16 protein-coding genes and 1 pseudogene are annotated in these 24656 nt (G+C 47.4%); 11 read left to right on the forward strand and 6 right to left on the reverse strand.

Translation table 11 applies throughout. The features are described 5' to 3' along the window. Positions 1-20: 20 nt before the first annotated feature. A complete protein-coding gene (locus tag Abci_RS00345; RefSeq protein WP_048837157.1) occupies positions 21-1277 on the reverse strand; it encodes a dicarboxylate/amino acid:cation symporter in 1257 nt (418 codons plus the stop codon). Between the two features lie 246 nt (positions 1278-1523). Here Abci_RS00345 and Abci_RS00350 point away from each other — a divergent pair, with 246 nt between their 5' ends. The 4 genes from Abci_RS00350 to Abci_RS00365 all read left to right on the forward strand — a co-directional run bounded on the left by Abci_RS00350 (position 1524) and on the right by Abci_RS00365 (position 5826). Next, the gene (locus Abci_RS00350; RefSeq protein ID WP_244877528.1) at positions 1524-2504 is read left to right on the forward strand and encodes a hypothetical protein; all 981 of its coding nucleotides are present in this window, start codon (positions 1524-1526) and stop codon (positions 2502-2504) included. A 78-nt stretch (positions 2505-2582) separates the two neighbouring features. Further along, a complete protein-coding gene (locus tag Abci_RS00355; protein ID WP_048837158.1) occupies positions 2583-3812 on the forward strand; it encodes a putative DNA modification/repair radical SAM protein in 1230 nt (409 codons plus the stop codon). Beyond that, entirely contained in the window at positions 3809-4675 is an 867-nt protein-coding gene (locus Abci_RS00360; protein ID WP_244877529.1) for a TIGR03915 family putative DNA repair protein, read from the forward strand. The genes Abci_RS00355 and Abci_RS00360 overlap by 4 nt, the downstream gene beginning before the upstream one ends. A gap of 74 nt (positions 4676-4749) precedes the next feature. Next, positions 4750-5826: a purine nucleoside permease gene (locus Abci_RS00365; RefSeq protein ID WP_048837224.1), complete on the forward strand. Its 1077-nt coding sequence runs from the start codon at positions 4750-4752 to the stop codon at positions 5824-5826. Between the two features lie 118 nt (positions 5827-5944). On the opposite strand, the gene glgX is transcribed toward Abci_RS00365, so the two are convergent. Next, the gene (gene glgX / locus Abci_RS00370; RefSeq protein WP_048837159.1) at positions 5945-8059 is read right to left on the reverse strand and encodes a glycogen debranching protein GlgX; all 2115 of its coding nucleotides are present in this window, start codon (positions 8057-8059) and stop codon (positions 5945-5947) included. A gap of 219 nt (positions 8060-8278) precedes the next feature. On the opposite strand from glgX, the gene glgA reads away from it, so the two are divergent. The 4 genes from glgA to treY are packed head-to-tail and all read left to right on the forward strand — an operon-like array spanning position 8279 to position 16535. After that, entirely contained in the window at positions 8279-9901 is a 1623-nt protein-coding gene (gene glgA, locus Abci_RS00375; RefSeq protein WP_048837160.1) for a glycogen synthase GlgA, read from the forward strand. Between the two features lie 58 nt (positions 9902-9959). After that, positions 9960-12188, forward strand: coding sequence for a 1,4-alpha-glucan branching protein GlgB (gene glgB / locus Abci_RS00380; protein WP_048837161.1), 2229 nt, complete (start codon positions 9960-9962; stop codon positions 12186-12188). A 31-nt stretch (positions 12189-12219) separates the two neighbouring features. Beyond that, positions 12220-13977 carry a malto-oligosyltrehalose trehalohydrolase gene (treZ, locus tag Abci_RS00385; protein ID WP_048837162.1) on the forward strand — a complete coding sequence of 586 codons (1758 nt, stop codon included), beginning with the start codon at positions 12220-12222 and terminating at the stop codon, positions 13975-13977. Further along, a complete protein-coding gene (gene treY / locus Abci_RS00390; protein ID WP_052944738.1) occupies positions 13974-16535 on the forward strand; it encodes a malto-oligosyltrehalose synthase in 2562 nt (853 codons plus the stop codon). Before treZ ends, treY begins: the two co-directional genes overlap by 4 nt. 314 nt (positions 16536-16849) lie before the next feature. On the opposite strand, the gene Abci_RS00395 is transcribed toward treY, so the two are convergent. From Abci_RS00395 to Abci_RS00405, 4 genes and pseudogenes are all read right to left on the reverse strand, one after another. Next, a complete protein-coding gene (locus tag Abci_RS00395) occupies positions 16850-17542 on the reverse strand; it encodes a hypothetical protein (protein ID WP_048837163.1) in 693 nt (230 codons plus the stop codon). 24 nt (positions 17543-17566) lie between these two features. Beyond that, positions 17567-17710 (reverse strand): annotated as a pseudogene (locus Abci_RS14350) (helix-turn-helix domain-containing protein); the annotation flags it as partial. Positions 17711-18341: 631 nt separating this feature from the next. After that, positions 18342-19052, reverse strand: a complete 711-nt coding sequence (locus Abci_RS00400; protein WP_048837164.1) for a tetratricopeptide repeat protein — start codon at positions 19050-19052, stop codon at positions 18342-18344. Beyond that, on the reverse strand, positions 19052-21343 hold the full coding sequence (locus Abci_RS00405; protein WP_048837165.1) for a TonB-dependent receptor: 2292 nt from the start codon (positions 21341-21343) through the stop codon (positions 19052-19054). Before Abci_RS00405 ends, Abci_RS00400 begins: the two co-directional genes overlap by 1 nt. A 580-nt stretch (positions 21344-21923) precedes the next feature. Here Abci_RS00405 and exbB point away from each other — a divergent pair. From exbB to Abci_RS00420, 3 genes are read left to right on the forward strand one after another with little or no spacing between them, the layout of a single operon-like run. Further along, a complete protein-coding gene (gene exbB, locus Abci_RS00410) occupies positions 21924-22664 on the forward strand; it encodes a tonB-system energizer ExbB (RefSeq protein WP_048837166.1) in 741 nt (246 codons plus the stop codon). A 6-nt stretch (positions 22665-22670) separates the two neighbouring features. After that, positions 22671-23111 (forward strand): TonB system transport protein ExbD, encoded by a 441-nt coding sequence (gene exbD / locus Abci_RS00415; RefSeq protein WP_048837167.1) that lies wholly within the window; start codon positions 22671-22673, stop codon positions 23109-23111. A 58-nt stretch (positions 23112-23169) separates the two neighbouring features. Continuing rightward, on the forward strand, positions 23170-23955 hold the full coding sequence (locus Abci_RS00420; RefSeq protein ID WP_244877537.1) for an energy transducer TonB: 786 nt from the start codon (positions 23170-23172) through the stop codon (positions 23953-23955). The last annotated feature ends 701 nt before the right edge of the window (positions 23956-24656 follow it).

Raw genomic sequence — 24656 nt, forward strand, 5'->3', positions numbered from 1 at the left:
GTCTCTGCTTTGGCATCATCTCAGATTGCGTCCTCAGTCCGGCCTTTGGACAATACACCTTCCCATTTGGCAGAAACCGCTGCGGCATACCCATTACCCAGCACATTTGTGGCTGTGCGCAGCATGTCCAGAAAGTGGTCAATCCCAAGAATCAGGGCAATCCCCGCCTCAGGCAAACCAAACTGCGGCAGAACCGCCACCAGCGTAACAAGAGAGGCACGGGGCACACCGGCAATACCCTTACTGCTCAGCATCATGACAAGCACCATCAGCAACTGCTGGGTCCATGCCAGATGAATGCCATAAGCCTGCGCAATAAACATGGCACCGAAGGACTGGAACAGAATGGAGCCGTCCAGATTAAAGCTGTAACCCAGCGGCAGCACGAACCCACCAATCCGGGCAGGCACGCCAAAATCTTCCAGTTTTTCAAGCAGGAGCGGATAGGCAGATTCACTACTGGCAGTAGAAAAACCGAGCAGAACCGGCTGCACAAGATTTTGGATCAGGTCCTTGATGCGCGTGCCCAACACACAGAATGTAATGCCCGTCAGCACCATCCACTGGAAAAAAATGGTGCCGTAGAATTCCGCAAGGAAACGGCCAAACTGAAGCAGCATTCCAAGCCCACTATGGGCCAGACTGCCCATGATGGAACCAAAGACCGCCAGAGGTGCCGTCACCATCACCATATCGGTCATGCGCAACATGATTTTTGCGAGTTCTTCTGACCATCCCAGCATGGTTTTCCCCGCAGTGCCGGCTGCGGGTAGCGCCAAACCAAATAGAACGGAAAAAACAACAATCTGCAAAATATCGTTCCGCCCCATAGCATCCAGAATACTGGTCGGGACAATATGCAAAATAAAATCAATGGGTTGGAACGGGTGCTTAAGCCCTGACACATCCGCAGCGTGGTCCGGTGTAAAGCCCAAGCCAGGCTGAAGCAGATTGGCCCCCAGCAGCCCGATGGTCAAAGACAGGAAGGACATGGCCACAAACCAGAGTAGCACTTTGCCACCCACGCGCATGACAAGGCTCTGATCCCCCAGCTTTCCAATACCGCTCACCAGCGTGGCAAAGACCAGCGGTGCGATGACCATACGGATCAAGCGCAGAAACAACCCGGTCAGCAGGGATGACACCTGCTCCGCCGTATGGATGTAGGCTGGCAGGAAAGAATGAACAGCAAGCCCGCTTACAATACCAAGAAGCAACGCCACCAGAATGGCGACTGTTCTCTTACGTGTATTGCCTGGGTGTGTCGCAGCGCCCATCCGCATTCCCTTTACCATAGTGTCATTCGATTATGAACATTCTGCACAAAGAACGAACCTATAGAGAAAAACCCGTCCGAGGTCAAAATGTGAAATTTTTTCTTCTTTTTCGTATTGCGAAATTTCCATTTTGGTATGTAAAAGCCCCCGTGTTTTGATTATTATTACGGTTCGTTATCGTATCGTTCTGTATTTATAACACATTCGTATCGAATTTCCGTATCCTGCACTGGCCTTGAAACAGAAATGCTCTACTTTCTTTCATCACTTAAGAAAACAAGACTTTTAACCTGTGCAGGAAGTGTTATTTTATATTTAGCCTGTGTTTATGATGTAGCACAGGCTGAGCAATGGTACACAGGCTCGCTCCTTTCCCCTGCTCCGGCCAAAAACCATGCCGGCCAAGGCACGATTGAGCCTTATTTCACCTATTCTCTCCCCGTAGGATATTTTGATGCCGCAGGCGTGAGCCAGCCGCAGCACCCCAGACAGCAGCTTTTCAGCAACTCCACACTCTGGAAATACGGCCTGACGGAAAGCCTGAGCATACAGGCCCACACCGTGGTGTCTTACGGGTGGAAGAACTCGCAAGGCCACTCCAACGGCCCAAAATTCGGTGACTTCCCGGTGGACCTGATCTGGCGCTTTATTGACGGCAATCAAAAGCGCTATATTCCCTCTTTCAATATTTTTGCGGGTGTTGTGTTCCCAACAGGTGACTACAATAAGCTGCAAAATACGCAGAACGGCGTGGGTACCGGATCTTATGTATTCCGCACCGCCCTCCTGAGCCAGTCATCCTATACGTTGCCGGGCAATCATCCTCTACGGGTGCGCACGTGGGGGTGGTTTCGGCATGCGTTGAATGCGGCCAAGCTTAACGACCGCACAACCTACGCCACCACAACCGGCTTTCAGGGCCGCGGCAGACCTGGCATGAGCGGCCAAGCCGGTTTTTCCCTTGAATACGGCATAACGCGCCGGTGGGTTGCTGCCGTAGATGTCGCGCGGGATTGGGCCAATGGGTCAAAAATTTGGGGCACGACGCAGAACGGCAGCTATTTGAAGAAAATCGGCACGTCTTCAGGGGACTGGCAGGTTGACCCAGCTGTTGAATATAACTTCAACTCGTCTATCGGCCTCATCACGGGGGCATCCATTTATTACGCTGGCCACAATACAGGCATTCGCGTGGCACCACAGTTCGCCGTCAACGTCGTTTTTTAAACAGGAACACTCTTCTGCTCATGAGGCGTTCATCAAAAATGTTGCGTTCCCCGGAAAGAGAACATAACATGAACAACCATGAAGCACAGCCTGACATCCCGCCTGGCCATCCTGTCCGATGCCGCAAAGTATGATGCCTCCTGCTCATCCAGCGGTGCAGGCAAGCGGGATTCTGCCGCCACCAAAGGGCTAGGGTCCACCAGCAATGGCATATGCCATGCCTATACACCTGATGGTCGCTGCATTTCCCTGCTGAAAATACTGCTGACCAATTTCTGTATTTATGACTGTGCGTATTGCATCAACCGCTCCTCTTCCAATGTACAACGCGCACGCTTTACAGCGGATGAAGTTGTCTGGCTGACGCTGGAATTCTACCGAAGAAACTATATTGAGGGCCTTTTTCTCTCCTCCGGCATTATCCGCTCCTCAGACGACACAATGGGCCAGATGGTCAGAGTGGCGCGTGAGCTCCGGTTAACGCATGGGTTCCGGGGCTATATTCACCTCAAGACCATCCCCAATGCCTCCCCCGCTCTTCTGGCGGAAGCCGGACTATATGCTGACAGGCTCTCCATAAACGTGGAAATGCCGACAGAAAGCGGGTTAGCCGCCTACGCGCCCCAAAAACACGCATCCGAGATCCGCCACTCCATGGGAGAGATGCGCACCCATATTGATGCCGGAAAAGAGAAGACACTCTCTGGCAAGAAAGCTCCGCGCTTCGCTCCCGGCGGGCAGAGTACGCAAATGATTGTGGGCGCTGATGCCGCGAGTGACCGTGATATTCTGGGCAGCAGTTCGTCCCTTTACACAGGCTACCGCTTGCGGCGGGTCTATTATTCGGCCTTTAGCCCTATTCCAGATGCATCCTCGCTCCTGCCAGTTAAAGCGCCCCCTCTCCTGCGGGAACATCGGCTGTATCAGGCAGACTGGCTCTTTCGTTTTTACGGCTTTCAGTTTGCTGAAATCACGGCTGACAGGCCCGATGGCATGCTTGATCTGGAGCTGGACCCCAAACTGGCATGGGCTTTGGCAAACAGAGCCCTGTTCCCGGTTGACCTGAACCGCGCCAGCAGGGAGATGCTGCTCCGTGTGCCAGGGCTTGGGGTACGCTCTGTTACCGCCATTCTTGCTGCTCGCCGGCACAGACATCTGCGGCTGGAAGATCTGGCCAAGCTGAACGTGTCGCTCCGCAAGGTTAAGCCATTTCTGTACACTACGGGTTGGTCTCCCACCCGGCTGGCAGACCGGCAGGATCTCCGCGCCCTCTTTGTGCCACCACCCCAGCAACTGTCCCTGTTATGACCATGCTTTACCGTATTCGGCTGCCCGACCATGCCAGTTTTGAAGACTGGCGCCCCCTCGCCCGCCAGTGCTTTCTGGCAGGCCTACACCCGCATGAAGTAGAATGGTGCACCACGTCTGAAGACGCCACGCTGTTTGACCTCGCCACCACGCTCCCGCCAGCGCAAACCGGCAGAATATCCCCTGTCCTGCGCAATACCTGTCTGGCACTTCTTAAATCCATGCTCAGGCACGCCAGCAAAGACCGCTTTGCTTTGGCGTATCGTATCCTGTGCCGCGCACAGCAGGAGCCTGCCCTTGCCTCCATTACTGTCGACCCTGACATTGCTCAGGCCCTCCGCATGGACCATCAGGTGCGGCGTGATGCCCACAAAATGAAAGCCTTTGTGCGGTTTCGTGAATGTGGGGCAGACACAGAAAATACTCGCAGAAACTTTCTGGCGTGGTTTGAGCCAGACCACTACATTCTCTCTACCGTAGCGTCTTTTTTCACGAAAAGATTTGCGGATATGGATTGGGTTATCCTGACCCCAAAGGGGTCTATCGCCTGGAATGGCGAACGTTGCGCACTCTCTCATAAGCCCTGTGAAAAAGCATCGGTTGATGATCAGATAGATGCTCTATGGCAGACATATTATGTCTCCATTTTTAATCCCGCGCGTATCAAGACCAAGGCCATGCGGTCAGAAATGCCTCGTAAATACTGGAAAAACCTTCCTGAAACGCAACTCATCCCGCAAATGCTGGCCGATGCTGAAAAGCGGGTAGCCGAGATGGCAGCACAACAACCCAAAGCGCCTCCAAAATTTCACACGTCACTGCAAAAGAGGTCACATAACGACACGCCGCCACAAACAGGCTAATATACAAGGCTCTGTTTTCCCGTTGCTGTCGCAACTCTTAGCCATGATGTACGGAGCCTATGTTTAAAAAAATCATGCTGGGTCTGGCCTTTGCGCTCACAGGGCCAATTTCCAGCCTTCCAGCTTTCTGCGCCACCGCGCCCACACCCGCTGCAAACACGATAGAACCCAAAGTTATTATTGTAACCGGATGGGAAAATGGAGCCGACACTGGCGATGCACCGGGGGAATACCAATTCTGGGTGGAACGGCTGCACCTTGACCAGACCGTGCCGATAAAAGGCATCTCAACGCAAGTCCTCCGCCGCAATGCTGACGGAGTTTATGGCATTGTGCTCAAAGATGGCATTACAGATCTTGCAGCCCTCGCGCTGGATACCCGGTTTGATCTGCACCATACATATTGGCTGTTTACCGGCATTTCTGGGGTCAACCCCAATGTGGCGTCCGTTGGGAGTGTCGCCTGGTCCCGCTGGGTTGTGGACGGAGATGCCCTGCGCGAAATTGACGACCGCAGCATTCCCCACTCCTGGCCCTACGGCCTCTATGCCATAGGCGCAGATAAACCCAACACTCTGCCCAACAACCCTAACCATTATGGGTCTGTGACAGATATTGCTGACCTGACAAAAGCCTACCCTCTTAACAGAGGTTTGGAACACTGGGCTTACAAACTCAGTGCATCCGTCACATTGGCTGATGCACCCGCCATTTCTGCCCAACGCAAAAACTGGGACGGCTACCCCAATGCCCAAAAAGTACCTTTTGTGCTGGAAGGCGAAACATTAGGAGCCTATCGGTACTGGCATGGTGCGCGCCGCAATACGTGGGCGGAAGACTGGGTTAAGCTTTGGACCAAAGGAGAAGGGCTTTTCGCCATGACCAATGAGGAGAGTCAACTCAACCAGGCTGAAATGCGTATTCTCAGCCAACTTGGTCACATAGACCTTGCACGCATCATGGTATTACGGTCTGGCAGTAATTTCAGTATGCCTCCTGCCCATGCAGACATTACGCACTCCATGGGAGATGAAGGACCAGGACAAGTGATTGCGTTTGATAACAACGAGCGCGCTGGCGAACCTGTTGTTAAAGAACTCGTGAAAAACTGGTCGCATTTTTACAACCACATTCCCGGCAATCCACTCTAAGGCTTTTGGTTTCAAACCCTGTGCCACTTACAGTGCACAGGGTTTATACCGCCACCTACATCCCCGCTATGGAATTTCTGGCCGTAAAAAGAGAAGCACCTACCAGAGCAGTATCAATTTACTTCTCCAGATAGAATAAAAGAACAGACCGTCCCGTCACAATATATTTGTGATCTTTCAAAGTGACTTCTTGTTCCTTTTCTTCGTAATCAGGCTGGTTTGTATCAATAAGAAGCGTCCAGCCCTTTTCCTGATAATCGGGCAGCATAAACTCAACGACATCGTGCCAACTGTTAAGTATGAGCAGTAAGGTTGCATCAGCGCCTCTCTGCTTGATGCCACTCGGCTGAGCTCGACCGTCCAATATCAGGCCAAAACATTGCGCAGCTTGCCACTCTTCTTGCTGCATCTCCTGCCCGTTAGCGCTTACCCACGTTAGTTCCTTAACATCAAGCTCCTCGTTATATCCTTCTGTCAGAAAACGATTACGCCTTAAAATTGGAAAACGTTTCCGAATTTTCATTAATTTTTCTGAAAAATCTCTTAACGCATGTCCCTCGCTGGAAATATTCCAGTCTAGCCATGAAATATCGTTATCCTGACAGTATGCATTGTTATTGCCATTCTGGGTACGCCCAAACTCATCCCCTGCCAAAAGCATTGGTGTACCCTGAGACAGAAAAAGTGTCGCCAGCATATTACGACATTGCCGCCAGCGTACCGCTACTATCTCTTCGTTATCTGTTGGGCCTTCTACACCATAATTGCTGGAACGGTTATCGTCTGACCCATCATTGCCGCCCTCTCCATTGGCGTCATTATGTTTGTCATTATAGGTCACGCAGTCTTTGAGGGTAAAACCATCATGCGCCGTAATAAAATTGACGCTCGCCCATGCTCTCCGCCCGCTATGATTAAAGAGGTCCGGGCTACCTAACAATCGGGGGGCCAGGGCTGCGGCAAGAGCATCCCCACGCCAGAAATCTCTCACGGTATCTCTAAACTGATCGTTCCATTCTGCCCAACTGGGTGGAAAATTCCCGACCTGATACCCACCGGGACCAATATCCCACGGTTCGGCAATAAGTTTAAGCTGCGCCAAGGTCGGGTCCTGCCGGCAAACACGCAAAAAACCAGCTTCAGGGTCAAACCCCTCATGTTCGCGGGCAAGTATGGTTCCTAGATCAAAGCGAAAACCATCCACTCCCATTTCTTCAGCCCAGTAACGCAGGCTGTCCGCTACAAATTGAATGGCGCGCAGATTAGTAAGATTGAACGTGTTTCCAGTGCCGGTATCATTGATGTAATACCGACGATTATCCGGCATCAGACGGTAATAGGATGCGTTATCGATCCCTTTGAAAGAGAGCGTTGGACCCAGTTCGTTCCCTTCGGCTGTGTGGTTATAAACCACGTCCATAATCACTTCCAAGCCAGCGTCATGACAGGCGTTAACCATATGTCGGAATTCGGAAGTAGGGTCTGCGTGGTCAGCAGCATAGCGGGTGTCAGGAGAGAAAAACCCAATAGTATTGTAACCCCAGTAATTACTGAGGTTCTTATCAACCAAGTATTGATCATTCACAAAACTCTGTACGGGCAAAAGTTCTATAGACGTCACACCCAGTTTTTTTATGTACTCAAGAACAGGCTTCTGAGCCAACCCAGCATAAGTGCCTCTTAACTCTTCTGGTAGATCTGGGTGGTTTTTTGTAAATCCTTTCACATGCGTTTCGTAAAGAACGGTATCGGTCCATGCCGTTCTGAGAGGTTTATTATTACGATCCGATGGAGCAGAGATAATGCACTTTGGTATAAACGCAGCACTGTCCCGCTCATCAAAACTGAGATCAAGGTCAGGGTGCCCTAACTGATACCCAAATAAAGCCGGGTCCCATTGCAGGGAGCCAAAATGACTACGCGCATACGGGTCCAGCAAAAGCTTGTTGGCATTAAAGCGATGTCCCGCATCTGGCTCATAAGGGCCATGAACCCGCAGGCCGTAAAGTTGGCCTGGATGCAGGTCCGGTATCCACCCATGAAACACCTGATCGGTATATTCTGGAAGGCGGATGCGGTCTGTCTCTGTCTTACCATCTGGCGAAAAAAGACAGACATCCACAGCAGAAGCATTTGCAGAAAACACCGCAAAATTGACCCCCGCCCCGTCATATGTCGCACCGCGCTCTACGGGACTACCTTCTTTTAAATTCTTATGAAGCGGAAAACTCATGAAAAGGGTTCCAACGCCTGCGGAATATCGTGCCGGTTTACCGCCCCATGGCGAAACCGTGATATTCTTGAGGCGAGAACGCCTGATAGTGAATAAAATAAGATCACATAACCGTGATGATCTGACTTTTCGTTAGGAAAAAACGTTCGGTCAGAAAGGGCATATGGCTGCAACTTACGCTGTCATGGCGCCTCTTTCCCCATTTAGAGAGTGCATGCCATGGTAACCCCTCTCCAGACCGTTAACCTGCTTTCTGTTGCATCAGAAATGTATCCTTTTATCAAAACGGGTGGATTGGCTGATGTTGTCGGGTCTCTCCCAGCCGCATTGGAACAATACGGCATAGCTGTCCGCACACTCATACCCGGCTATCCTTGCGTTTTAAAAAAGGTTTCTGAAAGAACAGTCGTAAAGACATTTGAAAATGTGCTCGGTTACGAAGTGACTTTGTGGAGTGGCGTATCCAATGGTCAGCAACTCTACATTTTAGAATCACCGCAACTTTTTACACGCACGGGCAATCCCTATTGTTCTGCTCCGGGGGCAGACTGGTCGGACAACGGACTGCGTTTTGCCGTTCTATCCCGTATTGGCGCGTCCATTGCTCAGGGCTGCCTTACGGATTGGGCTCCAGACGTTGTGCAGACCCATGACTGGCAGACTGGTCTTCTGGCAGCCTACCTGCATTATGACGCCCAACGTACAGTTCCCACCGTGCATACAGTGCACAACCTAGCCTTTCAGGGTATTTTTCCACAAACCTGCCTGCACCAATTTGGCTTGCCTGACGAAGCTTTCAGTTTTGACGGCGTGGAATATTACGGCCAAATCAGTTTTCTTAAAGCCGCATTACAGTTTTCCACCCGCCTTATCGCAGTTTCCCCAACCTATGCTGAGGAAATCAAGACCGCAGAAATGGGAATGGGCCTGAATGGCCTCCTAAAATCCCGTTCCTCAGCGCTTGTTGGAATACTGAACGGGTTGGATACAGTAGAATGGAACCCCCTGACGGACCAGTCCGTAAGGTTTCCGTACAAAGTGGGAGACGCTCTAGGTCGCGCCCCAAACAAACGCGCTTTTCAGGCTGAGTTTGGCTTGCCCCAAAACAAGGATACGTTTCTACTTGGGCTGGTAAGCCGGTTAACAACCCAAAAAGGCATTGATATTCTTGCAGATATTATACCTGACCTGTGTGAGATGAACATACAGTTGGTCGTCGTTGGCACCGGTGACCCTGCCCTCGCACGGCGGCTCAGTGCCCTACAAAATCAGTTCCCGCGGCAGGTCGCCTGCTATTTGAACTATAGCGAAACTCTGGCACACAGACTACATGCCTCCGTAGATGCCTCGCTCATTCCGTCACGTTTTGAACCGTGCGGTCTTACTCAGATGCAAGCACTACGGTATGGGTCCGTGCCAATTGCCGCGCGTGTCGGCGGCCTTTCTGATACTATTGTGGATGCAAACTCGGCAGCAATTGCTGAAGGTGTGGCAAATGGCATCCTGTTTACACCGACAGATCCCAGCACCCTTTTAGGGGCAATACGGAAAGCTCATTCTCTTTTCAAGCAAAAATCGGTCTGGGCTAGGCTGCAACGCAACGGCTCCCTCCATGATGTGTCCTGGCTAGGGAAAGCGGGAGACTATTCAAAGATATTTATGGAACTTGCTGGCCACACCACATCCTTGTCCGAACATGACGGTGACATAGCACCCAGAAAAGGGGATGTCGCACCCCGTGCACCAAAAATGCGCAGCCGACTACACACTGCCCGCATGCCACGCGCCAGCGCATTTTCTCCAAAAGCTGAGGCGCTAAAGCTGACAGGCACCCGTCACTAAAACATCATGCTCACTCCTGTGTTTATAGTCTTAAAAGGTTGAATAGGTATGCTTTATCATGGGAACTGAACCGTCCGCCCGAAACCGGAAGGAGGCCGATGACGCTCTTCTTCAGCAGATTGCAGCCATTGCATCAGGCGCTAGTTCTGACCCATTTGCAGTGTTGGGTCGTCATCCCGATGGGCGCGGAGATATTGTCAGAGCCTTTTTCCCCGATGCCCTAACTGTCACCTTGACTGCTCTGTCGTCTGACGGAAAAAAAACAGAACGGCAAATGCAGCGTATCCACCCGGATGGCGTGTATAGCGCCACTATCCCCAAGCGCAGCGTCTCTTATCTACTGCATGTGCAATGGGCCGATGGCTGGCAGGATGTAGTTGACCCCTATAATTTTGGCGTATTGCTGGGGGACCTCGACCTCCACCTCCTAGCCGAGGGCAGACACCGCGCACCAGATGAAGTCATGGGGTCCCATATTCAGACGGTTTCCGGCACAGCAGGCGTTCGTTTTACAGTCTGGGCACCGAATGCAAGCCGTGTTTCCATTATCGGAGATTTCAACATCTGGGATGGCAGACGTCATCCCATGCGTCTGCGCCATGACAGCGGCATTTGGGAACTTTTCATACCCGGCCTTGCTGAGGGTGAGCGGTATAAATACGAAATACGCTCCCAGGAGGGCCGTATCCTCCCGGCCAAAGCTGATCCCTACGCACGGTGGGCAGAAGTGCCTCCTGCGACGGCGTCTCGCGTTTTGGCTCCCCTCACCCACGTCTGGCAAGATCAGGAGTGGATGACGCATCGGCCTACAGTTCATGCACCAAATTCTGCTATTTCTGTATACGAAGTGCATGCCCCCTCTTGGCAGTTACCGGAGGATGGCAGCCGCTGCCTCTCCTGGTCTGACCTTTCACGTAAGCTCATTCCTTATGTCTGCGGCTTGGGTTTTACGCATATCGAACTTCTCCCCATCACAGAGTATCCGTTCGCCGGTTCCTGGGGCTATCAACCTGTCAGTCTTTACGCCCCCACCTCCCGGCATGGCTCGCCCGGTGAGTTCGCTGCCTTTGTCGATGCCTGTCACCAAGCTGGGCTTGGCGTCATTATGGACTGGGTGCCTGCACATTTTCCGTCTGACCCTCATGGGCTTGCCTGCTTCGACGGCACGCATCTTTACGAGCATGAAGACCCGCAGGAAGGGTTTCATCAGGACTGGCATACGCTCATCTATAATTTTGGCCGTAACGAGGTGCGGGGTTTCCTTATAGGAAGTGCCCTGTACTGGCTAAAAAATTTCCATATTGATGGTCTGCGAGTCGATGCCGTGGCATCCATGCTCTACCGGGATTACAGCCGCAAGGCTGGAGAGTGGAAGCCGAACATTCATGGCGGACGGGAAAACCTTGAAGCGGTGTCGTTCTTTAAGGAACTCTCCACCACACTAGGCAACATGCATCCGGACACAATGCTGATAGCCGAGGAATCTACCGCCTGGCCGGGCGTAACCTCCAGCGCGGATGAGGGAGGCCTAGGCTTCCAGTTCAAATGGAACATGGGCTGGATGCATGACACATTACGCTACATGCAACGGGACCCCTTATGGCGTGGTTTCCATGCGCATGATGTTACGTTTGGTATGGTGTATGCCTATTCTGAACGGTTCTTTCTTCCCCTTTCTCACGATGAAGTCGTGCATGGCAAAGGCTCTCTCATCTCCAAGATGCCGGGAGATGAATGGCAAAAACACGCCAATTTGCGCAGCCTCTACGCGCTCATGTGGGCCTATCCGGGCAAAAAACTTCTCTTCATGGGCGGGGAGTTTGCCCAAAATGAAGAATGGAACCATGACAGCCAACTTACGTGGCCAAAACTCGCTACACATTTGGGACAAGGGATGCATGCCACGCTCTCAGTTCTGAACCAAATTTATAAGTCCAATCCGGCTTTGTATGCGGATGACAACAGCCCCAACGGGTTCCACTGGCTCATTGCCGATGACACTCAAAACTGTGTTTTTGCATGGATACGCCGTGCTTCAGACGCACCAGATGTCCTTGTCGTCTGCAATATGACCCCCGTGCCACGCCACGGTTATCGTGTGGGTGTCCCGCAGGCCGGTCACTGGCATGAACTTCTCAATACGGACGCGGCCTGTTTCGGCGGGAGTAATATGGGCAATGCTGGAGGCACTTTAGCCGAGAACGTCTCCTCCCACGGCATGGAGAATTCCCTTGTACTGACCCTCCCTCCCCTTTCTGTTTTGTATTTTTCTCTCGGACAAGCCTGAAGTTTTTCTCATATCATCATGGAGTGCTGTCATGGCTAGCTTTGGATTTCGGAAGACTTATGGGGCAGAGTTAACGCAAGACGGACAGACACTTTTTACGGTATGGGCACCCTCCAAACGCAGTATCTCTGTTAAGATAGAAGGCCTGGGCACGTTTCCACTGCACCCCACAGAACATGGTCTGTTTCAAACTAAAGTGAGATGCAGCGCGGGGGCACGGTACCGCTTCGCCTTGGACACGGGAGAAATGGTGTCAGACCCGGCAAGCCGCTATCAGCCAGAAGGCGTTTTAGGACCGAGCGAAGTCATTAATCCTAATGACTACGATTGGCAAAACCCACATTGGCTTGGCAGACCTTGGAACGAAGCTGTCATTTATGAACTGCATGTTGGCTTAATGGGGGACTACGATGGCATCATCACCAAACTCGACGAACTCCGGGAACTGGGTGTAACAGCCATCGAACTTATGCCGCTCAACAGTTTTGGCGGGTCCCGAAATTGGGGGTATGACGGAGTGCTGCCCTATGCTCCCTCCAATACTTATGGCCATCCAAATGACTTAAAAAGCCTAATAGACGCTGCCCATGCACGCGGTATTATGGTCATTCTAGACGTTGTTTATAATCATTTCGGGCCTGAAGGTAATTTTCTCCCACTTTATGCAGAAGACTTTTTCGATCACGACAATAATTCTACCTGGGGCACCGGCATTGCCTTCGCAACACCGCCTGTCGCTCAGTTTTTTACAGAAAATGTCCTCTATTGGCTCATGGAATACCGCTTTGACGGTATAAGAATTGACGCTGCCTCTGCCATTTCTGATCGACACTGGTTCTATGATGTACTTCAGCGTGTAAAAGACACTGTTGCCCCAGAGCGCCACGTCCATCTCATTCTTGAAAACGAGAATAATGATTCAGAACTCTTACGGGATGGGTATACAGCGCAATGGAACGATGACGGGCACAATAGTCTGCATGTCCTGCTAACGGGTGAGCATGAAGGCTATTATGAAATGTTTTCAAAAAATCCCACGGAGGATTTAGCAACAGTCCTTTCCGAAGGCTTTGCCTATCAAGGAAAATTTAATCCCTATTCTGGAAAAAACCGTGGATCACCTAGCAAGGATCTGAACCCGCAAAAATTTATTTTCTTCCTTCAAAATCACGATCAGACCGGAAATCGCGCTTTAGGAGAACGGCTTGTTAGCCTTGCAAACTCTGACGCAGTAAAGGCGGCATATGCTCTGGTGCTCCTTAGTCCAATGATACCCATGATTTTCATGGGCGAAGAATGGGGATGCACGACACCTTTTTATTTTTTTTGTGACTTCAAAGGAGAGTTGGGCAACGCTGTTAAAGAAGGACGATTTCGAGAGTTTGAGAAATTCTCCTCATTTAAAGACCATTCAGAACGTACAAAGATACCAGATCCCAATGCCTTACAAACTTACGAGAAGTCACGCCCAGATAGAAGTATGAGAAACACCCCAGAGGGACAGGCTTGGCTCGAACTGACAAAAACATGCCTAGAACTAAGAAAAAAATACGTTTCACCTTTTCTCAACCATATACAAACTGCTCAAATAGACATTCTTGGCCCCGGATGCATATGGGTAAAATGGTGCCTTACAGACCAAAGTAACATTGTTCTTGTTATTAACATTTCTGAAAAAAATTATACGCTCAATAAAAAATTTCACCTTATTTTTTCAACAAACACAAACATTTCTTCTGAAAACATACCTACCAACACTCTACTTTTTGGCCAGGAAATATGCTCATGAAACCAGTTCTGCGCGCCACTTACCGTTTACAATTTCACAAGGACTTCACGTTATATGATGCTGTGAACCTTGTGCCCTACCTGCAAAAAATGGGTATCAGCCACATTTATGCTTCCCCACTTTTAGAATCTATAAACGGTTCCATGCATGGTTACGATACCGTTAGCTGGGAAAGAATAGATAAAGACCGAGGTGGAGAAAAGGGGCTGGAAGCCTTGGTCAACGCACTCCGTATTCATGGAATGGGGGTGATTTTGGATATCGTCCCCAATCATATGTCTACCAACCACGAAAATTTATGGTGGAATGACGTCGTAAAACGGGGCGCACGCAGCAAATATGCATCTTATTTTGATATCGCATGGGACCAAAAAGAAAATTTCAAGATAAACCTTCCTTTCTTGGAAAAACCATTATCATCAGTTCTTGACGATAAAAAATTATTTCTCGCTTATAATCGTGAACAAAAAAACTTTTACTTTTCCTATGAGGATAAAAAATTTCCTATCCTCTGGAAACATATAAACACCCACTTCAAGTATCATGATAAGACTGATCTGTCTTCTGAGCATGTACATTCTATTGAAGATTTTTTCTCCACCAAGCACCCACTCCATATAAAGGAGCTTCTCTCCAAACAAGCTTACGAACTGTCATGGTGGAAACTTGCTGGCGACACAGTAAACTGGAGACGCTTTTTTGATGTGACCTCCCTCATTGCCCTTAACATGGATAATGAGACAGTTTTTGACCACACTCATGCCTATATTTTTAGTTTGTTTGAGCGTGGACTAATAGACGGCTTACGTATTGATCATATTGACGGACTAAAAAAGCCGTCATGGTACTGCAACAAATTACGAGAACGACTAAAGGCAATACAGAAAAAAAACAGTCAAAAATTACAAGGAGAAATTTATATATTCGTAGAAAAAATACTTAACAAAGAAGAAAAAATTCCTCAAATATGGCATTTGGATGGCTCAACAGGATATGACTTTCTAGAACAAACATCTCTACTTTTCCACAATCCACAGGGAGAGGAGATATTAACATCCTATTGGGACAGTATCGGGAACTCCTCTTATAACTCAATCCAGAAAGCCGCGAGAGCGGAAAAGATAGATACAGCTTTCAATCAGATGTATGAAAGATTTTCTCATCTTCTTTTTAACGCTCTCCCCGCTTGTGGTTACATTTCAAAACATCGAGTATCTTCTATCTTGAAAGAAATTTTATTAGAATTTCCAGTTTATAGAAGCTATTTTTCTGATGTTACAAGAGACAATCAAAGCGATATTTTTATCGATCAAGCCTTTAAAACTGTTAAAGAGCATCTCCCAGAGTGGCAACACAATGCTCTGGAGGCAATAAAGCACGCCCTTACCCAACCCGTTATTGCTGGAAGTAATTTAGAACAAGCGCAAAATATTTTCGAGGCACTCACAGCCCCACTTGCCGCCAAGGCGGGAGAGGACACGGCATTCTATCGTTATAACCGCCTCCTCTCCCGCAATGAGGTGGGAACTGAACCGGGTATATTTAGCGATACTATTGCCAGTTTCCATGAGGCTAATATGCTGCGCCTTGCCGCCTTCCCCTACAATTTGCTTTGTACAGCCACACATGATCACAAACGTGGAGAAGATGGACGGGCTCGTTTAACAGTACTAAGCGAACCAGAGGCAGCCTGGGTACCAGAGGTTGAAAAATGGTTTTCTTATCATGAGGATTTTTCAGAAAAATATCTTTCTAAAGCCGATCAATATTTTATCTATCAGACGCTTGTAGCATCATGGTCTTTTATGGATCTTAACAAAACCTCCTTCTCCAAAAGACTCAAAGCTTACCTTATCAAGGCTCTTCGCGAGGCAGGCCAGACCACAAGTTGGCTCTCACCTAATAAAAACTACGAACAAAGGTGCCTGGAGTTTGTTGATGACTTGCAAAATTCAGAGTTCATGCTTCATCTTGAGAAATATCTCGACCATATAGGCCCCTCTTCCACTTTAAATAGTTTATCTCAGCTTGTATTGCGCTGTACCTCACCGGGCGTTCCAGATCTGTATCAAGGGAGAGAAAGCTGGGATTTCAGCCTTGTTGATCCTGATAACAGGAGAGCTGTAGATTATGCTTTGCTACAGCAGTCTTTACAAAGCGATACCTCACAAGCTGAGCTTATGAATTCATGGAAAGACGGAAGAATAAAACAATGGCTGACACAAATAATTCTTAACTTTCGGAAAGAATTTACAGATTTGTTTGCTCGTGGAGATTATCAACCAGTAGAAGTCACAGGTACTTTTTCAAATAACATTGTTGCATTTTCCAGAGAATACGATGGCGTGAAGATGCTTGTTATCACTTCTCGCTTTGGGTTCTCTCTTGGCCTTGATCATACGCTCAGATCCTATTCAGAAAACTGGAATACCACGGAACTCGCTACCAAAGGTTCTTACAAAAGTATTTTCGATGGCAAGGTTTTGAGCGGCGAGCAAACACTTTGTCTCGATAATATGAGAGGAACTCTACCTATAGATGTACTGGTAAAAATATAAATCTGACAAAACTATAATTTCCTTTTTAGGCACTCGGTGACTTTAATTCTTCGTTTCTGATAGGGCAGAGTACTATAGGATGGTATGTCTCTACGACAGTAAGAATGTATTTACGCAATTGGGGAGACTGTCTTACGCTCCCCCATTAATCACAACATAAGAAACAAAGTCATCGAGAAATACTCAGGATTCAAACAGGAAAAAAATATTTTTATTATGAAATAACTCTCACTTTTCTATATACAGAATATTTTCCCAATATTATGTTTAATCCTTAAATACATTTTTTACTTTAAATATGTCTAATTCTAAACTTAGGGATTAAATATTTTCAATCCTTCATAATATAGCTTATTTGTAAACGCATACAAAATTGGGTTTTTCTTTAGTTCTTTTGTGTAAATTATATCGATATAGATAGGGTCAAGCTTCTCTTTTGTATCTATCATGTAGATTTTTCCGGAAGCAACCAAGTGCGCCGTCAAACTTTCACACGCAACAAAAACACAATTAAAATTCATTCCTTCTGTAAGAGACATATAAAGAGAGTCAACAATCATTAAAACATTATCGAAAGAGTATTTATTCTTGCCTCCATCTGATGTCAGGTAATTAAACTTAGATGCATCCGCTTTTATAATCGGCACATTTTTTAAATCCAGAATAGAATATTTCTTTTCTATAGAAACATTTTTATTTTCGAAAGTTGTAAAAAAAGAGACTTTCGTAGTAGATATATTTTTTACCAGCATAGAGTCAGCATCTTTACTATTTCGGCCAATACCAATGAATATGGTATTGTCGCGAATATTGTTTCCTGTAAGCATTCCATCTGTTATAACCCGTACTTTTATATCTTTATTTTCTACCATAAAATCCTTAATGCATTGCGTCACCCAAGAATTAAGAAAAAACTCGCTACTAATTATTGTTATTTCATTATAATTTTTCTCATTTAAATCTTTTTCATAGTCATTTATTTTTTGAATGAGCACATTTATATTCATGTAATAACTATTTCCTGCTTCGGTGAGAATTATTTTGTTTCCTATTTTTTTTGTTAATTTAAGCCCTATACGGTCCTCTAGATTTGATATGCTTCTAGATACTGTCGAGGGATATATCTGCAAATCTTCAGCCGTTTTACTTAGGCTTTTATTTTCACAAAATCGGATGAATACTTATCTATCTGAAGCATATGTTTGTGTTTTTTCCATTTTTTTCACTCCAGACCTCCCCTTACTTACACGGTATAATTTTAAATTCCATCGCAATCGCGCGAGCACTTAGCAATTCCCTAAATTTCCTGTTTGGGAAAAGGAGTCATGCTTTAACGCAAAATGGTTTTGCGTTAAAGCATCATTTTTTGGATAAATCTCAGCAATATAATAACCGTACTAGTATGTATTTTTCTTGGGTAATGATATAATAATAAAAGTAAATAAAAATTATAACGTATTTTTCATTTTAGTTTGTTTTATTTACAATGAATTGAAGACAGAACTTTCAGTCATTATTAAAATTAATATTAAGTATGATACCTGCCACATCGTAAGTTAGGATGGTATTGGTCTTTACGAAAAAGTATGAAAAACGTAGCTCTACTTCCAGACAGACAGCCAAATTACGACAAGAATTTGCTCAATCTGAATGGAGCATTACAAATGGCCAAAAAAACATGATTAATGCCCTAAATTCAGGGAGGCGCAAAGCACATCAAAGGCTGTCAGATTACTTCACGTGCCACTCGTGGAAAGATGGCTTCTAAAGATATAAGAAATACCTCTTACTGATGATGATTAATTTTCAAAGACTTACCGCGTCAATGGTTGAAAACTGCGGGGATGTGAGCAAAAGATTCTCTACTCTGCCTTGAATTTTCCTGAAAACTTGAGAGTGATTTTGAATTAGATACTGATGCATAAACGACCAGTAGTCTGGGTAACCATCAGCAAGAGAGGCTTCAAACCATAACGCTGCAGTAGTCTGATCCTTCTCCTGCATGTACAGACGCCCCAGATTAAAGGCTGCCCAGCAATCCCGGACATGAGCACCGGCCAAAAAATACTGTCGGGCTTTTTCTTTATCAGGAGGCTGCGTTCCCACCCCGGTTTCACATAGTGTACCAAGCATGTTTAGGGCCTTGTTCACACCATGACAGGCGGCTTTTGCATAACACTCGAAGGCTTTGACCGGGTTAGGCAGCAGTCCGTCACCTGCGAGGTATAAATCTCCCAAATTAAAATATGCCCACCCATATCCTTGTGTCGCTGCCGCTTCGTAATACTTCATTGCTAGTGGGGCACTGCGTGGCACGCCCCACCCTTTTTCATAAGCGCGCCCCAGCATGTTGAGTGCCTGAGCCTGACCACTTTGGGCTGCTCTAGAAAAAAAATTAAATGCTTCTACAAAGCTTCCGTTGTTTAAAGCAATTTGCCCCAAAAGAAGTTGTGCTTCCGTATTATCAAATTTTTGACTGGTAGAGAGAATATTCCCTACCAGAGTGCTGTTTGGCATCAGAACGTTAAACCCACATTACCCAAGAAGGAACGCCCCGGGCCAGGCACAGCGCGGCTGGTGCTGAAAGAAGACGCATAGTTCAGATGATTGGTGAGATTATTTGCATTAAAGGAAATTCGATAATGCTTTGTTTCCCACGAAATCATTCCATTGAGCGAGAACTGGTATGGGATACGAGCTGTGTTACTAAAGTCTCCATTCGACCAATACGCGGAAGCATATTGTGCTCCACCTGCAACTTTAAGATGACCTGTTTCTGGCTTAAACAAATGTTCACTTAAATCGTAGGATGTCCAGACAGAGAAATTGTTATGGGAAACACCCGGCGCTTCCTTACCATTATAACTGGCGCTATTCCTTATCTTGGCATCCATCCATGAATATGCACTGTAAATATCCCAGTTTTTTGTAATTTTCCCGGTCAAGTTTAATTCGACACCACGCGTCCGTAACCCAACTCCGGAATCACTAAAACCATTAACCACATCACCACTTTCATCGTAATAATATGAATTATTCTGGCTAATCTGGAAAAATGCTACGCCCATACCAAGACGCTTATTGAAAAAATCTGTCTTGTTCCCAAATTCAAATAGATCACTGCGCTGAGGCTTGAAGTCCGCACCATTTTGCGGCGTATCACTAGCCAGAATGGTAACCTGAGAAGACACATCTGTGCCAATAGGTTTATACGAGCGCGAAAAAGTAAAATAAAATGACGAATTTTTTAACGGAGTATACATGATACTGCCTGAAGGACTCCAGCGGTATGCATTCTGCTTTTGGCGTGACAAAGGCGTAGCGGAAAGCTGGTAACCCGCAAAAGTAGACTGGAAAGCATCCCACCTTACAGAACCGAATAGAGACAGTTCTTTCGTAAGCTGGATATGATCTGACATAAATAATCCGACGTCTCGCTGGTCTGAGTTCGCCATATTTTCTTTGGGAAGGCGTAAAAAGGCACCATTAGCGGAATGTGAAGGATGCCGAATGGTCTGAGTGTTGGTGCGACCATACCATGTACCTACGTAACGGTTTTCATCCTGATAATTAACGTCCACCCCAAATTTCAGATCATTCTTAAACTGCCATGTATTAAAACGAGCATTTCCCATAAATACGTTTTCAGCACCCCACCCTTTTGAAAGATAAGAAGCGCCACCGCCCGCTCCATAGCTGAGCAGTGGATTTCCCCCGGCCATGAACTGGCCGACACAGGCTGCTGTACTGCAAGCCGCAGGTGTAGTAGCTGCATAATTTCGTTCATACTTCGTTAAGCGGGTGTTGTTACTGAGTGTAAACCACGAAGTAATCTTTGATTTGAGAGAAGATGTCAGACTGTGGATATCTGAATTATCTCTGTCCTCACTGCGTGCATAGGTTGTATTACGTGCCAATCCTTCACTGGTGATGGGACGATAAACACCGTTTGACGTTTTAATCATCCCGACACCATAATCAGGAATACTATCAGTATGTAGCCAACGCCAGTTGAGATGCCATGTGGTGTTGCTGTGTAATCCAACTCCTAAGTCTGCTGCAGCACCATAACGATTTGAATAAACGTAATCACGCTCAGCAACACCCGCACGATTATACATACCGTTGATGCGTAATGCGATATCCCGGTTAAACTGGTGATTTACATCTCCCTGACCACGATACATGCTGGCGCTGCCAAAAGCCTGATCGTAATTATAGGAGTTACCATCGTGTGCTTTTTTGAGTGATTCATTAATCAGACCACCAAGGTTGGCAGCCCCAAAATATTCACCGGCGGGCCCTTTGATAACTTCTACGTTTTCAACGTCGAAAATATCACGTGTATATGTTCCAAAATCTTTTAGGCCGTCTGTATACACATCGCCACGCGCCTGTTGGCCACGAATACGAAACTGATCGCCATTCAGACCACCGCGCCCCTCGCCCGTGGAAAGAGTAATGCCTGGTACGTTAGCCAGAGCTTGATCCAGCGTGTAAAGGCGCTGCTGTTTAATAATTTCCTGCGGCACCACATTTATAACCTGAGGTGTATCCCGCACCGACGTTGGCATACGGCCAATATCAAGCTGTGTCGCGTTAATATTCGGGATCTCATTAACAGTCTTGTTTTCTCCTCTGACACGCACGGTCGCAAGATTGATACTGGTGTCTGTTACCGAAGGCTCTACTTTAGCCTCCTGTGCCTCTGCTTCGTTCTCTGCGTAGCCAAGCCCGGCTGATAACCCAAGGGCCACAGCCGCCCCCAAATGCAATTTAGGGGACAGGGAACGATTAAATCGTTTCATCAACACTCTCCTGAGGAAGCTGTATTTGCCGTTACGGTCCAGATGCCGATCCATATGATGAGTTTGATTATCGTTCGCAACTAAAAAATTTAAACTGAAATTTAAAATTTTACCCCGTGTTGTTTCTTGGTCACAGAGAACCCTCTTTACAGAACGAATAGCAACAATTGGATAGCTACCTGATGCGAAAAATTAAAAAAATGCTTTCCACGTTCTCATTCGTATCGGAATTAGCGATGGCTGGGTTCAGTTCCTGTGAAAATATCATTCTGTAACAAGTTATTAACGGTCTGGATCTCAGACTAACGTGACTATTGGAAGTTGATAAATTTTTTAGGCTGCAAAGTGCTTGTTTCCTGCCACTTTACAGTCTTTTTCCGGTAAGCAGCGTTCAGCGCTACTCCCGCAAAGACACCAAAAATAACTCCCAATCTGACGACTTAGGCTTGCATACAGATAACACAATATTATTATGAGAATGACTCTTAGTTGCGGGTTCAAGGCATATCCATCATAAGCACTTTACTGTGCATTAACTAACCTTCGCCGTTCGGCGCGAATTTTTGGAGATATATGGCTCATGCCTCCTCTTTCACCCAGTTCACTGTCATTTTCTCCCTGGGACATGTTTCTGAATGCAGGCCCGGTGGTGCGCTGTGTGATGATTCTACTTGTACTAGCCAGTGTGCTGACATGGACAGTGTTTTTGGCAAAGTCTGTGGAACTGGTGCGGTTACGTCAAAACCTACGTAAATCTGAGCAAGCGTTGGAAAATGCAAATACACTTGAGGTGGGTGAGGAACGCACGCGCGAGAGCGGCATTGCTCACACTCTGGTCATGGCGGCGGAAACGGAGCGCACACGCTCACAGGACATTCCCAATGACAATGACGGGCTGAAAGAGCGCATTGTTCTACACCTTGAACGCCTGGAAGCCGCAGAAGGGCGTAGGCTAATGCGAGGCACAGGCTTACTGGCAACAGTTGGGGCAACCTCCCCTTTCATTGGGCTTTTTGGTACGGTGTGGGGTATCATGACCTCCTTCACAGGGATTGCTGCCAGCAAGGCTACCAGTCTTGCCGTGGTGGCTCCTGGTATAGCAGAAGCTCTGCTGGCAACCGCACTGGGGCTGGTTGCGGCCATTCCGGCTGTAGTGATTTATAACCACCTTGCCCGTCATACTGCCACCTGCCGCGCCCATGTGGCCGACTTGACCTCTCTGGTTATGCGCCTCGTCTCCCGCGATTTAAGTCGCATGCAAGCCCGGACCAAAAGCGGGCAGATTGTACACTTTGATGCACCCCGTCTGGCTGGGGAGTAAGATTACATGCTGCGTATTCGTCATACAGATGAAAACCCTCACGAAGCGAGCGAGATAAACGTAACGCCTTTTATTGATGTTATGTTGGTACTCCTTATTATCTTTATGGTGACGGCGCCGCTGACAACCGTAAATGTACCGGTGGACCTTCCCTCCTCAACAGAAAAACCAACCCCACGCCCTGATGAACCCGTGTTTTTAACTTTGAAGGCAGACCATAGTCTTGCGCTGGGTGAAGACACTATATCAGCAGACGCATTACCCACGGATCTCGCGCAGGCTACAAAAGGTGATAAAGAGCAGCGCATTTTTCTACGGGCCGACAAGACGGTAGATTACGGCTCTCTGATGAGCATTATGGATAAATTGCGTGCCAGCGGTTACCTGAAAGTTGCCCTTGTTAATCTGCAAGGCCAAGAAGAAGGACAGGAGCAGCACGGTGACTGAGCACACACCCGAAGCTGCTACGTCATACAGCACCTTCAACCAATGGCATTCTCAGCATATTCAGCAGGCCCACCGAGAAGAAGTAAAGCGATGGGGTCTTTCCCTCCTCACAGTACTACTTGTAGGGAGCGGCGCTGCATGGTGGATTATACACTTACCTGCACCTGCAATAACGGTAGCAGAACCACCACCGGCTGCCATTGCTATTGATATGGCCCCAGAACCTATTGCTGCTCCGACACCAACAACAAACGTACCGTTGGGGCCACAGCAAACGCTTTCCATACCGGACCCGGCACCCGTTGAGCCACCTAAGCTAACGGCCCTGCCCGCACCTGCCCCCAATCCACCCATACCGGTACCCAAACCAGAAAAACCAAAAAAAATTATAAAAAAACATAAACCTGTAATGAGTATTAAGAAAACACTTGCGAAAGATACTCCCCCTGCAGAAACAACAACAGCGCCTCCTTCGTCTGACGCACCACCAGCACCTGCTCAGGGGGCACCTGCATCTGGCGCTCCATCCGCCAAAACAACACAAGAACGAGTTACATGGCAGGGAGCTTTGCTAGCGCAACTTGAGAGATTCAAACGCTATCCACCAGAAGCGATGGCTGAGCATAAAGAAGGTGTGCCAAGTATAAAGTTTTCTATGGATAGAAAGGGCCATGTGTTGAGCGTCACTTTAATCAAAAGCACAGGAAGTCCCTCACTTGATGCAGAAGCCCTGGCTCTACCCAAACGAGCACAACCTTTACCCTCACCTCCTGACACCGTTCCTGGAAACATAATTACCTTAACGGTACCGATTGAGTTTTACATTAACTCTCAAAATGACTGAGAAAGTTTATTTTGGATAATTATTATAGTGATCTTATGAAAACTTTTGAAATCCAACCTGTCCGAGAAAAACCAACTAAACTTCCTTGTACAACAATAGGAAATAATGACCCTCTCATTATAATGGAAAAACGCTGCTAAGACGCCGGAATAAAAATGACTAGGTTACGTCGTCGGCTTCTCCTCGGGATATTAAAAGCTGGATCCGGTTTTACAGTAGTTGATGTTTGGAACGCGCTATCTAAAGTAATGCACGAAGTCCGTGTTCCGCCTCAGGAGTCGATACAACGCAACCTGAACCTGCTGGTAGAACACTCCATCCTATACAAAAACGTGACATCCGATCGGCGTTGGCGGTATCACACTGAACCTCAACCTTTGCAAAATTACACGATTACGGTTGTGGAGATTGAGAGTGGCAAACAACTTTTCTTTAACGCATCGGAAGTCGTGACATCATTACAACGGTTTGCATCGGCGCACCGATTAAACATCAATGAAGTCTCCATCAGTGTCACCCAGAACACGACAGATTTGAGCCCAATTTCATAAATTTCTTCTTGAATTCTAGTGATTTTTTCTCGGTTCAATTCACATAACTGGAGAAAATTTTCACCACGAGCATGCCTTATTTTTAATACGGAAATTTTATCTTATAGCACCAAAAACATAACTACTACACTTAAAGAAACGATAGCATTT

The sequence above is a fragment of the Acetobacter cibinongensis genome (assembly GCF_000963925.1).
Lineage (GTDB): Bacteria > Pseudomonadota > Alphaproteobacteria > Acetobacterales > Acetobacteraceae > Acetobacter > Acetobacter cibinongensis.